We start from the raw sequence: 12,036 nt of genomic DNA, 5'->3' as shown, positions 1-12,036 counted from the left end.
GGATGGATTTCCGGACGGCACCGGCGGGCGGGCGGTTGTCAGCCGTTCGTCACCGCCACCGGCCCGCGGGCCGGTGCGCGCTCCTGCCGGTGCGACCGGCGCCGGCGGCGGGCGCGGTGGCCGGGGCGCCGGACGGCGCCCGTCGGCCGGGGTCCGGGGAGGTGCCGTAACCGGTGGGGACGTCCGGGCGGGCAGGCGGGTCCGGGATGCGCGCACCGGGGAGGGCCGGGCCGCGGGGCGGTCGCGGCGGGTGGCCGGCCGGCCGGGGTCATCGCACGCACCCCGCCGCCATGCGGATGCCCGTCTCGTACACCTGCCGGGCGTGGAACTGGAACAGCGCGACCAGGTCGATGCTGTCCCCGTTGAACTCCCGCTGGACGAACAGTCCGTCGGCGCCCGCGATGGCATAGGTGGTGAGGAGGCGCACCGCGTCGTCGTCCAGGTGCGGCAGCACGAAGCGGACGACTTGCTCGATCCGCTGCCGGGCGATGTCGCGGACCTGGAAGAACACCGCCCGGCTGCGCGGCTCCTCGGGCCGCCGCTCCAGGGCGAGCATGAGGCCGAGGCGCAGGAAGTCCGGCTCGTTCACCAGGGACCTGGCCACGTTCGCGGCCATGATCACGACTCGGTCCAGGGGAGTGCCGGCCTCCTCGCCCGGCAGCTCGACGGCCGCGAGCCAGGTCTCGAAGCTGCGCTCGATGACCGCGGTGATCAGGTCGTCCTTGTCCCGGAAGTGCCAGTAGATGGAGCTGGCCGGGAGCCCGCAGCGGGAGCTGACCGCGGCGATGGACGTGCCCTCGTAGCCGCGTTCGCCCGCGATGGCCACCGCCGCGTCGAGGATCCGCTGCCGCGACTCCACGCCGTTGGCACGTTTCTTGCCCGCCGTCCGCGGCCCGGTCATGCGGAAGCCCCTTGCGTCGACCCGCTCTCGCCTCTGTCGGGCGCGAGCTTACCGTAGCGCCTGCTCCAATTGGAGCACCCATTACAGCAAGCCGCCGGAAAGAGGGCGCGCGGATGCGGCTCCGTACGGTGACGACAGGAGCCGGCGTTCTTCGGGGGTTCGCGCGGGCGCGGCCCTCGCCGCCGCGTTCAACCGCGCGGGGGGGGGGGGGACCGGGAGAGCCGTCCCCACACCCAACAACCTCCCCGCCGACAACGTGGTGGTAGTGTTCAACGCCTGGCCCAGCTCCCCCCCCCCCTCCTCCCCCCCCCCCCCCCCCCCCCCCCCCCCCCCCCCCCCCCCCCCCCCCCCCCCCCCCCCCCGCGGCAACTTCAACCGAACTGATTTATGGGGGATTCGACCGGAGCGGTCAGTCCTCGACCCATCCGTGGCTCTCGCCGGACTTCACCAGCGCGGCGCGGATCGCGAGGATCTGCGCGGCGGTCAGCGAGGGGTCGGCGTCCAGCAGGAGTTCCGTCACCTCGCTTCGGTACTCCGCGGCGCTGAGCACGTCGCACATCGGATGGCCGGACTCGTCCAGCACCACCGACCGCGGTGCCGAGGCCGGCCGCCGGGGCGGGCCGGGGTCGACTCCCTCGGCGAGCCGGATGTTCGACGCCTTCGGTCCCCGCTCGCCATTCTCCACGTCGAACTCCACGACCAGCCCCGAACGCAGGTACTCCTCGGGGATCAGCGAATCGTTCACGTGCAGGAAGACGTCCTCTCCGCCGCCCTCCGGCGCGACGAACCCGTAACCACGCGCACTGTCGAACCGGACGACACGACCCGCGACCATGCGGACCCCCCAACTCCTCGACACCACAGACCACCCGGGACCCGTCCCCGGAAACTCCGTACGGATGGTAGCCGTGTCCGGCCGCCGCGCGGTGGGTTTTTTCCGTCGGGCATGATCAGGGGCATGGCGCACGCACACCTGCCGACCACCGAGGCCGCCGTCACCGCGATACGCCAGATCGCGGAGGAACGCGGCCTGTCCATGTCGGTCACCGACGACATCGGAGCGGACCGGACGTCGCGTCGCACGTCGGCCGCGCCCTTCGCGGTGCTCGATCCCGACGGCTCCCTCCCGCACGAGGCGTTCGTCGACCTCGCGGGACCGCCGTCGGTGAGCGTCCGGCTCTTCCCCGAGGACGACGCGAAGATCACCGTGGAGGGCGTGGAGTTCCACGACGTCCCCCGCGACGCGGTCCCCCCGTTCCTCCGCTCCGTCTACGGCGGTCTGGCCTTCACCAAGGGCCGGCTGTTTCCCCCCGGCCACTGGCTGGTCGTGCCGCTGCCCGGCGACGAGACGTACAGGGAACCGGTCCCGGGCCCCGCCCTGACCCCCTGGCTGTCGGCCCGCACCCGTCGCTAGCGCGCCACCGGGCCGGGCGTGGCGCGTCGACGGGAGCCGGCCGCGCCGGTCCCCTCCCCGTCGTCCCCGTTCAGGCCGTCGCGGTGAAGCCGTGCCGGGCGGCCAGGCGTCGGAGGGAGGCGATGCCGGGTATGCCGTCGGCGGCGGTGCCGGTGTAGGAGCCGCCGGCCTTGCTGCGCTGCCAGGCCGCGTACGCCGAGACCGTCTTGGAGCCGAAGGAACCGTCGGCGTACTTGCGCTGGAGGAGGCCCTCGGCGACGAGGGCGTTCTCCAGGATGCGGACCTCGGCCCGGTGGGTGGTGTGTCCGTCCGGGGCCGGCACGTCCTTCCGCGCGGCGGCGACCAGGTGGGCGACGCTGACCTTCGGCTTGCCCGGCCTCGGCGGCGTGGGGCCGGACCGGTGCAGCACCTTGGCGGTGTCGATCGCCCCCGGATCGCCGTGGTCGTTGCCCGGGACGTCGACGTGCCCGAAGTGGCCGCCCTCGGACCGCCACACGGACCGCGACCGGGACTTGCCCGGCCCCGGGTACGCCGCCGGCCGTCCGGCCGGGAACACGTCCGGCACGCCCCAGGAGCGGACCGCGGCCAGGATCTTCCGCCAGCCCGGCTTCTGCGCCGGATCCCAGCCGGTGGTCCAGGGCTTGCGGGCGCGGCCGAGGACCTCGATCTGGACGCACACCCTGCCCTCGCGGTTGGTCCGCCGGGCACCGTCGTTGCGCAGGGCCCGGGCGCTCAGGTGGAGCGGTCCGAACTGACCGATCCGGTCGGTCACCGGGCAGTAGATCAGTTGCGGCTCGGCGGCCACGAGCATCAGGTACGACCCGACGGACTCCAGGTACCTGCCCCCGGCCGGGGACTCGGTGGTGTGGTGCACGACCCGGGGCGGATTGCCGGGGGTGTCCATCGCCCCGCCGATGACGCCGTCGCCGAGCCGGATCGCGCCGGGGATCCACCTGGTGCCGGCAAGGCCGTGCACCGGCTCGCCGGCGAGGGGCGCATCGTCGGTGGCGGGGTGGCCGTCGCCGGGTCGGGGCTCCGGGTCCGGGTCGCGGATGACGAACGGCTCGGCGCCCACCGGCTCGTACCAGTCGAGGTCGCCGTCCTCGCGCAGCACGAAGACCGACCCGGGGCGGCGCGGGTGCCGGACGGCGGCACACGGCGTGGTCCCGAGGGCGGCTGTGGCGAGCGCCTCGTCGACGTGGGCCCGGCTCACCTCGCCGCAGTAGGTGACGGATCCGCCGGGGTGGACGACGGCAGCGTGAAAGGCGGTCATGGCGCTCCTCGTGGGGCGTGGAGTCGTGGATGGCGTCGAGGCGCTCGCGCGGCACGGCGCGGGGACGGGCGCCGGAGAGAGCCGGCCCCGGGAATGCGCGGCCGCGGCACGAGGTGTTCGAAAACGGCGTGGCCCTCGTGGTGCCGAAGGATCGCCTGAGGCCGCGGGCGCACACCTCAGGCGTGTGGGAAGAGCCGCGGGGACTAGGTGGGGAAGGGCTGAAGCCGCGACTGTTCGGTGTGTCCGGTGCGCAGGGGAACGAGGTCGCGCAGTGAGGCGGAGGGTTCCAGCCCCAATTCCTCCCGCAGGACGCGGCGGCATTGTTCGAATTGGCGCAGTGCCGCGCCCCTATTACCGGCAGCCAAATGCGCCTTGATGAGCGCGCGGTGGGCGCTTTCCCGCAAGGGCTCGCTCCGTACGGCGGCGAGTCCGGCGGCGACGGCTTCGCCGTGGCGCCGAGCCGACGTCAGCCGCTCGGTCATCGCTTCCAAGGCGTAAAGCCGCAGCTGACGGTATTGCTCCTGCTCGATCATCATCCAGTCGTTTTCCGGCCATTCCGGCAGGAGGTCCACCGACAGGTCCGCCAGCGTCTGCATGGTGAGGATGTCGTCGCACGGGCGTGAGCTGTCGAGCAGCCGGTGCGCGCGAGCCATCGCCTCGTGCAGGTCAACGACGATGTGCTGGGAGAGGGCCAGCTCGCGCGCGGTCGCGTCGATGATGGGGTGGCCCGTGCGTGCCGCTCGCCACAGAGACGATCGCAGGCTCGCGTTGGCGCGTGACGCCGTGACGTCCGGCCAGAGGATTCCGGCCACATAGGCACGGGACCGCGGCATCCCCTGTAAAGCCAGGAATGCGACGAGGCGCTGGGTGCCGGAGCACACCGGAATGCGTGCATGGTCAACCGCGAGAGTGAAGCCCTTGAGCAGCCTCAACGTAATGAGATGTGATTGTCCGTTCATCGACGCCCCCGTACCGATGCGGGTGATCTTCATTCGGATCATCGGCTTCTCGAAGCTATGTTAAGGGGAAGTTATGACCGCAGGGTCGAGAATTATCAGGACGGCGTCTCCGAGGGAACAACGGAACGTCGCCAAAACGTCACCGCTCCTGTTCCAGCAGCTCATCGAGCCAGTTCCGCAGCGCCAGGAAGACGTCGACGGTCTGGTCCGCCGCCGCGGGAGGCTGCTGCTCTCCGTCGACGATCCGGATGATGCGCGCGCGGAAGCCGTCCGGCCTGTCGCCTTCCACCCACACCCGGAGGATGAGGACGCCGGACCGCCTTGAAGGGGTCTCCATGGGAGACCGAGTGTTCCGCACGGGTGTCACCCCGGCGTCGTCGCTCCGTGTCCGGCGGCGTCACGGCACGCGGCGAGGACGCGGGGGTGACGCCGCCGCGACGGGCGGATCGCGGACGGATCACAGGGCAGCCTGCATCGTTGCGGCACACAGGGGCGGCACGGGCCGGGCCAAGGGGGTTCCGCATGGGTGACTTCGGTGTGATCGCCGATGTCTCGTCGGTCGTCGTGAGCACGCTGACGAGGGCCCTGCGCGGGCTCAGCCAGGTGGAGCCGCCGATCGCGGAACTGAACGACCTCTCCGAGACGGTGCAGACACCGCCCCCGAAACTCACCGTGTTCCTCTACGAGATCGCCGAGGATCCCACCTCGCGCAACCGGCCACCGGTGCGCTCCCGGCCGCCCGAACCGCCGGCCGTCCGCAAACCGCCGATGGCCTTGCTGCTGCGCTACCTGATCACTCCCTGGGGCGGCGACCAGGAGACCCAGCAGCGGATGCTCGGACGCGCCCTGCAGACCTTCTACGACGACGCGATCCTGGACGGCGCGCAGCTCTCCGGCGGCCTGGCCGGCGGCGTCGACTCGCTGCACCTCACCCTGACACCGCTGACCCTCGACCAGAAGTCCTGGGTCTGGTACGCGATCCAGAAGCCGTACCGGCTCTCGCTGAACTACGAGGTCCGCGTCGTCAACCTGGACTCCGCGGTGGAGACGGCGGTGCGGCCGGTGCGGAGCCGGACCGTCGAGGGGACGGCGACGCGATGAGCGCCTTCCTGCCCCTCGCCCGGTCGACGCTCTACAGCCCTGTCTGGCTGGTGCCGTACGACGACTACGCGCGGCGGGTGCGCGCCGCGGGCGTGGACGTCCGCCTCGAACGGTTCGACGAGGCCGGCGGCTGGCTGCCGCTGGACGACAGGGCGGTGCGCACTCCCAGCGGATCCCTCGCCTTCCCGGGGCTCGGCAGGCGGGCCGAGCCGTGGGCGGCCCGGCCGGAGCGCCACCGGGTCCGCTTCGCGGCCGCCGGCTACCAGCCGCTGTACCCGGCCGACGGCCGGCCGTTCTCGGCGAACCTCCTGGGCGTCGAGTTCCTTGTCCACCCGTACGACGACACCCATCCGCCCGCCGCGGAGGTCTCGCCGCGGCTGGTCCGGCTGCTGCCGGCGGCCTCCTTCCCGTACCCGCCGGGCGCACGCACCGTCCACGGCCTCGTGCGCGACGCCGCAGGCCGGGCGCCGGTCGCGAACGCGCTCGTCGAGGCCGAGGGGCGCACCGGCCAGGACCTGACCCCGTGGCACGAACGCACGCTCACCGACGCCCGGGGGACGTTCCGGCTGGCCCTGCGCTGGGAGGGCGAGAGAGCCGCCGAGCACGCGGTCGAGGAGACGTTCCGCCTGAAGGCCACCGAGCGGCCGGGCCGGACCGGGGCGCTCTTGGTGCACCTGCCCCAGGACGCGGGGCGTCAGCACGTCATCGAGATCCGTGAGCAGTGAGGAGCCCATGTCATGGCCGAGTATCTGAGCCCCGGGGTCTATATCGAGGAGATCGACGCGGGGCCGCGGCCGATCGCGGGGGTGAGCACCAGCACCGCCGGGATGGTCGGCGTCACCGCCCGCGGACCGTACACCGGCAAGCCCAAACTGGTGACGAACTTCCTGGAGTTCCAGAACACCTTCGGCGGCTTCCTGCCCGAGCCGGAGGCGGCCGTGCGGGACGCGTGGGCGGACAACCCCTCCGAAGGCGGCCGCTGGTGGCTGTTCCCGCTGGCCGTCAAGGGCTTCTTCGACAACGGCGGCCGGCGGCTGTACGTCAAGCGGGTCGCCGCCGAACGGGCCACGCCCGCCTCGGGTGTGCTCGGCCAGGGCCTGGTGAGCCCGATCGCCACCGACGCCGCGCGCGGCGCGACCAGCCTGCACCTGGGCCACCTGGTCGGCTTCACCGGCGTCGGACAGCAGATCCAGATCTTCCGCGGCGACGACCAGCAGGCCGTCCACACCACCACCGTCTCCGGCTACGACATGGCCAAGCGCCGCATCACGCTGGGCGCCGCCCTGCCCGCCGAGGTCAGGACGGCCCGGGGCGACTACGTCCAGGTCGGGGAGCGCGGCACCGAGCAGACGCTGCGGCTGTCGGCCAACAGCCCCGGTGCCTGGGGCCGGGGGGTCCAGGTGCGGGTCCAGCCGCTGGTCGGCGCCGCGCTGCCGGTGCTGTCCGACCCGCAGGAAGGCCCGCTGTTCGTCACCCGGCTCGTCGCGGACGCGGCCGCCGACAGCGGGACGGTCGAGGTGGCCGCTGCGCCCGGCCTCGACCCGGACGACCTGCCCGCCGACGTCTGGGCCCAGATCGGCCCCGACCGGTACAAGGCCGAGGTGGGCCGGCCCGCGGACGGCAAGGTCACCCTGACCCTCCCGGCGGGCACCGGCCACCCGGCGTGGGACACCGGGCTCACCGTGCGCCGGGTGCGCCGGGGCAACCTCGCGGCGGGGCGCACCCTCAGGATCGGCGGCGCGAGCCGGCTGTACGAGGGAGCGGTCGTCCAGCTCGACGACGGCACGGCCTTGACCGCCGTGAGCGTGCAGACGGTCGCCGGTGACGCCGTCACCCTCGACCGCGACGTACCGGGGACCTTCTTCGAGACCGACCGGGTCCATCTGATCGAGGCGGAGGTCAGCACCCGCTTCACCGACCCGGGCGGCGCCACCGTCACCGAGACGTTCCCGGGGCTGCGGCTCACCGGCGACACCCCGTCGAACCTGGTGACCGCCCTGGCCGCCCGGTCGCAACTGGTCCGCGCCACCGCCCTGCCGGGCATCTCCACCGACCCCGCCAGGTTCCCGGTGCCCGCGATCGGTTCCTGGCTGACACTGGCGGACGGCGACGACGCGTACGCGTCCCTGAGCGTCGCCGACTTCGTCGGCACCGACGGCGGCAGCGGGCGGCGCACCGGAATCGTCGCGCTGGAGGACATCGACGAGGTCGCGGTCTGCGCGGTGCCCGGCATGTGGTCCGGCACGGTCGAATCGAGCCTGGTCACCCACTGCGAACTGCTCAAGGACCGGTTCGCGATCCTCGACCCGCGCGACGGCCTGGACCTGGAGGGGATCCAGGCGTTCCGCGAGCCGTTCGACACCAGGTACGCGGCGCTGTACTACCCGTGGCTGGTCACCCGCGACCCGTCCAGCGGCCGCGACGTGGCGGTTCCGCCGTCGGGCCACATGGCCGGCGTCTACGCCCGGGTGGACGTGGAGCGGGGCGTGCACAAGGCACCCGCCAACGTGGTCGTCCGGGGCATCCGGCAGACCGACGGATTCGCCCAGGACATCACCCGGCGCCACCAGGACCTGCTGAACCCCAGGGGGATCAACGCGCTGCGGTTCTTCCCGGGCCTCGGCCACCGGGTGTGGGGCGCGCGCACGCTCTCCTCGGACACCTCGTGGAAGTACGTCAACGTACGGCGGCTCTTCCTCTACCTGGAGGAGTCGATCGACGAGGGCACCCAGTGGGTGGTCTTCGAACCCAACGACGAGTCGCTGTGGGCCCTGGTCCGCCAGACCATCACCAACTTCCTCACCACGGTGTGGCGCAGCGGCGCGCTCGCCGGGACCACCGCCGACGAGGCGTTCTTCGTCGCCTGCGACCGCACCACGATGACCGAGGACGACCTCGCCAACGGCCGTCTCATCTGCGTCGTCGGCGTCGCGCCGGTCTTCCCCGCCGAGTTCGTGATCTTCCGGATCCAGCAGAAGACCCGCGAGACCCAGCTCGCCTGAGCATCCGACCGAGGACTGAGGAGGGGCCGCCATGCCGCCCGTGACCAGGGACGATCCATACGCGTCCTACAACTTCCAGATCATCGTGACCAACGTCAGCGACGACGGCGTCGCGGTGAGCGGGTCCTTCACCGAGGCCAGCGGCCTGGAGCTGGAGATCCCGCCGATCGAGTACCGCAACGGCAGCGAGGACATCACCGTCCGCAAGATCCCGGGGCTCAAGAAGTACACCAACCTCACCTTCAAGCGCGGCATCACCGGCCATGCCGGCTTCTGGAACTGGGTGGTCGAGGCGCTCAACGGCAAGGTCCGGCGCACCTCCGGCTCGATCGTGCTCCTCGACGAGAACCGCCAGGAGGCCATGCGCTGGAACTTCGACCGCGGCTGGCCGACCAAGTACACCGGCCCGACCCTGAGCGCCACCAAGAACGAGATCGCCATGGAGACGCTCGTCCTCGCGGTCGAGAAGCTGGAGATCGACGTCTGACATGACCAGTGAAGCGCTTCCCGGCGTGTCCCTGACGCTCGCGCCGCGCGGGGCCGGGGTGGAGCCGCTGCGCACCGACGTGGCGGCGTTCCTCGGCCGGCTCCGCCGGGGACCGGTCGGTGCTCCGGTGCGGGTGGAGAGCTGGAACGACGTCCTGGGCGCCTTCGGTCCCCCCGCGGGCCCGCGGGGCAGGGCGGAACCGCCGGACGGCGCCTTCGCCACCCCCTACGCGCTGCGCGGCTTCTTCGAGAACGGCGGCCGCACGGCCTGGGTGATCCGCGTGTCCGGGCCGGCCACCACGGCGTGGACACGGTGGACGGTCGGTCCGCTGAGCGGGTTCCCCGCCACGCGCTACCGGGTGGTCGCCACCAGCCCGGGCACCTGGGCCAACGGCGTACGGGTCGCCATCCGCCACCGGGCCAGCACGGTCGCCGGTCCTGCGACGGTCGGCGTACGGGTCACCGTGCCCGGTGAGCCGCCCGAGGCGTTCCCCGGCCTGCCGCTCGCCGAGGCGGCGGACCGGCTGACCGCATCCCGCTTCGTCCGGCTGCTCCCGGACGGGCCCCCGCCGCCGCCCGGACGGCCCGGCCCGATCTCGACGTCCTGGGACCTGACACTCGCCGGCGGCACCGAAACCGCGCCGGCCCGCGACGCCTACGAGGACGCCGTGGCCGCGCAGGCCGACCTCCCCGAACCGGCGCTGGTGGCGCTGCCGGACCTCGGCACGGACCTGTCCGGGAGCGCGCACACCGACGTGGTGCTCGGACTGCTGCGCAGCGTCGCCCCGGCGCACGACCGGCTGGCCGTCCTGGACGTACCGCCCCGGCTGGCCTCCGTGGACGAGGTGGTCGGCTGGGTGGGGTCGCTCACGGCGACGGGCGACGACGGGCTCCTCGACTGCGCGGCCGTCTACCACCCGGCGCTGCGCGTCCCCGGCCGGCACGGGCCGCGCACCGTCCCCGCCTCCGGGCACGTCCTCGGTGTCATCGCCCGCCTGGACGGCGAACGCGGGGCGCACCACACGCCCGCCAACGCCGTCATCCTGGAGGCGGTCGACCTGGCGGACGAGATTCCCGAGCCGCAGCAGGCGCGGCTGTTCGACGCGGGCGTCGACCTGGTGCGGTGCACCCGCGGGCGGGGTCTGACGGTGTGGGGCGGGCGCACCCTGTCCGCCGACCCCCGCACCCGGCACATCGCCCACCGCCGCCTCGTGCACCTCCTGGTGCGCGCCATCCGCAGGGTGGCGAGCCCGCTGGTGTTCGACGTCAACTCACCCGAGCTGCGGCTGACGCTGGTGCGGGCCGTCACCTCGGTGCTGCTGTCCGCCTTCCGGGCCGGGGCGCTCGCCGGGGCCCGGCCCGAGCAGGCGTTCCGGGTGGTGTGCGACGACACCGACAACCCGCCCGAGCAGGACCCCGGGGACATCGTCTGCGAGATCGAGGTCGCCCCGGCCGCCCCCATGGAGTTCATCCGGCTGCGCCTGGTGCTCGGCCAGGACCGAGGTCTGGAGGTGATCGAGGCATGAACGAGGACCCGCTGCCGAAGTACCGGTTCCTGGTCACCCTCGACCCCGGCGACGCGTATCTGCCCCCCGCGCAGGCGCTGTTGCTGCCGCTGGTCGCGTCCGGTGCCTTCCAGGAGGTCACCGGCCTCGGCGCGCAGCTGGAGGTGACGAGCTATCCGGAGGGCGGCCGCAACGACTCGGTGCACCAGCTGCCGCTGCGCCACTCGTGGAACCGGATCACCCTCAAGCGGGGTGTGGTGCGCGATCCGGGCCTGTGGGCCTGGTACCAGGCCGGGCTCGCCGACTCGCTGGGCGCCCGCCGGGACGGCGCGGTGATCGTCCTCGGCCCGGACGGGGTGCCCGGCGCGGCCTGGGCGTTCCACGGCGGTCTCGCCGCCAAGTGGACGGGCCCGGATCTGCACGCGGAGCAGAACGCGATCGCCGTCGAGTCGCTGGAGATCGCCCACGAGGGGCTGGACAAGGTCATGCAGGACGCCGCGGCGAGTGGCTTGCCGCGGCCGAACCGAGGGAGGTGACCGTCGTGCCGAAGGTGACCATTCACCAGCTCGAAGTGCGGTTCCAGGTGGACGGTGACGACGGTGCCGTGTTCACCCGCCTGTTCAACCAGCACATCCAGGCGTGGTCGAAGCTGTACGAGGACGCCTGCGCCCGCGCCGCGCACACCCGGGCCGAACGCCGCTTCGGCGACGGGGAGGGCCCGGCATGAGCGTGACGCCCGTGTCCTTCGCCCGCCAGGGCGCGGCCCAGGCCCGGCTGGAGATCGTCCGGCCGGTGATCGCCGACGAGCGGCGGCGGCGGATCCCGCTGCGGTTCAACCCCACCGACTACAAGCTGAGCAAGAGCAACACCTTCGCCGAGATCACCATCCCGGGCCTGGAGACCCCGCCGCTGCAGTACGTGCGCGGCGGCACCGAGACCCTCACCGTCCAGGCGCTCGTCGACACCTCCGACACCCTGGAGAACGTACGCAAGCTCTACGTCGACGCGCTGCGCGACCTGCTGCGGCCGGACAGCCGCGAACACGCGCCGCCCGTCGTGCGGTTCGTGTGGGACGAGGAGGTCTTCACCGGCGTCGTGGAGAAGCTGGACGTCAACTACCAGCTGTTCCGCCCGGACGGCGTGCCGCTGCGGGCCATGCTGGACCTCTCGCTCAAGGAGTTCCGCACCGCCGCGGTGCAGACCGCCGCCACCCCGCGCTCCTCGCCCACGGTGGAGAAGAGCTATGTGGTGCGCCGCGGCGACACGCTCAGCTCCATCGCCGGCGCGCTGTACCGGCGGCCCGACGCCTGGCGGGAGCTGGCGCGTGCCAACGGCATCACCGATCCACGGGACCTGCGACCGGGCCGGGTGCTGACCGTGCCCCGGCTGCCGTGA

The 12,036-nt window shown here is 72.9% G+C and carries 14 protein-coding genes; 9 read left to right on the top strand and 5 right to left on the bottom strand.

Annotation, left to right across the window (positions count from 1 at the left end; genetic code table 11):
• Nucleotides 1-268: 268 nt before the first annotated feature.
• Nucleotides 269-901, bottom strand: coding sequence for a TetR/AcrR family transcriptional regulator (locus tag ACZ4W9_RS01185; protein WP_467932338.1), 633 nt, complete (start codon nucleotides 899-901; stop codon nucleotides 269-271).
• 409 nt (nucleotides 902-1,310) lie between these two features.
• On the bottom strand, nucleotides 1,311-1,736 hold the full coding sequence (locus tag ACZ4W9_RS01180) for a cold-shock protein (RefSeq protein ID WP_467932337.1): 426 nt from the start codon (nucleotides 1,734-1,736) through the stop codon (nucleotides 1,311-1,313).
• 123 nt (nucleotides 1,737-1,859) lie between these two features.
• Between ACZ4W9_RS01180 and ACZ4W9_RS01175 the strand changes: the two genes are divergently transcribed.
• Entirely contained in the window at nucleotides 1,860-2,315 is a 456-nt protein-coding gene (locus ACZ4W9_RS01175; RefSeq protein WP_467932335.1) for a hypothetical protein, read from the top strand.
• 70 nt (nucleotides 2,316-2,385) lie between these two features.
• On the opposite strand, the gene ACZ4W9_RS01170 is transcribed toward ACZ4W9_RS01175, so the two are convergent.
• From ACZ4W9_RS01170 to ACZ4W9_RS01160, 3 genes are all read right to left on the bottom strand, one after another.
• Nucleotides 2,386-3,588 carry a peptidoglycan-binding domain-containing protein gene (locus ACZ4W9_RS01170; protein WP_467932334.1) on the bottom strand — a complete coding sequence of 401 codons (1,203 nt, stop codon included), beginning with the start codon at nucleotides 3,586-3,588 and terminating at the stop codon, nucleotides 2,386-2,388.
• A 203-nt stretch (nucleotides 3,589-3,791) separates the two neighbouring features.
• Nucleotides 3,792-4,580: an AfsR/SARP family transcriptional regulator gene (locus ACZ4W9_RS01165; RefSeq protein WP_467932333.1), complete on the bottom strand. Its 789-nt coding sequence runs from the start codon at nucleotides 4,578-4,580 to the stop codon at nucleotides 3,792-3,794.
• Between the two features lie 106 nt (nucleotides 4,581-4,686).
• Nucleotides 4,687-4,884 (bottom strand): hypothetical protein, encoded by a 198-nt coding sequence (locus tag ACZ4W9_RS01160; RefSeq protein ID WP_467932331.1) that lies wholly within the window; start codon nucleotides 4,882-4,884, stop codon nucleotides 4,687-4,689.
• A 185-nt stretch (nucleotides 4,885-5,069) separates the two neighbouring features.
• Here ACZ4W9_RS01160 and ACZ4W9_RS01155 point away from each other — a divergent pair, with 185 nt between their 5' ends.
• The 8 genes from ACZ4W9_RS01155 to ACZ4W9_RS01120 are packed head-to-tail and all read left to right on the top strand — an operon-like array spanning nucleotide 5,070 to nucleotide 12,036.
• The gene (locus ACZ4W9_RS01155) at nucleotides 5,070-5,648 is read left to right on the top strand and encodes a Pvc16 family protein (protein ID WP_467932330.1); all 579 of its coding nucleotides are present in this window, start codon (nucleotides 5,070-5,072) and stop codon (nucleotides 5,646-5,648) included.
• On the top strand, nucleotides 5,645-6,373 hold the full coding sequence (locus ACZ4W9_RS01150) for a carboxypeptidase regulatory-like domain-containing protein (RefSeq protein WP_467932329.1): 729 nt from the start codon (nucleotides 5,645-5,647) through the stop codon (nucleotides 6,371-6,373). The genes ACZ4W9_RS01155 and ACZ4W9_RS01150 overlap by 4 nt, the downstream gene beginning before the upstream one ends.
• A 12-nt stretch (nucleotides 6,374-6,385) precedes the next feature.
• The gene (locus ACZ4W9_RS01145; RefSeq protein WP_467932328.1) at nucleotides 6,386-8,650 is read left to right on the top strand and encodes a phage tail sheath C-terminal domain-containing protein; all 2,265 of its coding nucleotides are present in this window, start codon (nucleotides 6,386-6,388) and stop codon (nucleotides 8,648-8,650) included.
• A 31-nt stretch (nucleotides 8,651-8,681) separates the two neighbouring features.
• Nucleotides 8,682-9,137 carry a phage tail protein gene (locus tag ACZ4W9_RS01140; RefSeq protein WP_318200135.1) on the top strand — a complete coding sequence of 152 codons (456 nt, stop codon included), beginning with the start codon at nucleotides 8,682-8,684 and terminating at the stop codon, nucleotides 9,135-9,137.
• Nucleotide 9,138: 1 nt separating this feature from the next.
• The gene (locus tag ACZ4W9_RS01135) at nucleotides 9,139-10,662 is read left to right on the top strand and encodes a phage tail sheath family protein (protein ID WP_467932326.1); all 1,524 of its coding nucleotides are present in this window, start codon (nucleotides 9,139-9,141) and stop codon (nucleotides 10,660-10,662) included.
• On the top strand, nucleotides 10,659-11,177 hold the full coding sequence (locus ACZ4W9_RS01130; RefSeq protein ID WP_467932325.1) for a phage tail protein: 519 nt from the start codon (nucleotides 10,659-10,661) through the stop codon (nucleotides 11,175-11,177). Before ACZ4W9_RS01135 ends, ACZ4W9_RS01130 begins: the two co-directional genes overlap by 4 nt.
• A complete protein-coding gene (locus ACZ4W9_RS01125; protein ID WP_467932324.1) occupies nucleotides 11,174-11,368 on the top strand; it encodes a putative phage tail protein in 195 nt (64 codons plus the stop codon). The genes ACZ4W9_RS01130 and ACZ4W9_RS01125 overlap by 4 nt, the downstream gene beginning before the upstream one ends.
• Nucleotides 11,365-12,036 carry a CIS tube protein gene (locus ACZ4W9_RS01120; protein ID WP_467932323.1) on the top strand — a complete coding sequence of 224 codons (672 nt, stop codon included), beginning with the start codon at nucleotides 11,365-11,367 and terminating at the stop codon, nucleotides 12,034-12,036. Before ACZ4W9_RS01125 ends, ACZ4W9_RS01120 begins: the two co-directional genes overlap by 4 nt.

Source organism: Streptomyces sp. NPDC029296 (assembly GCF_055569255.1).
Note: the sequence above shows the minus strand (reverse complement) of the source record. Positions and strands in the feature narration are given on the sequence as shown.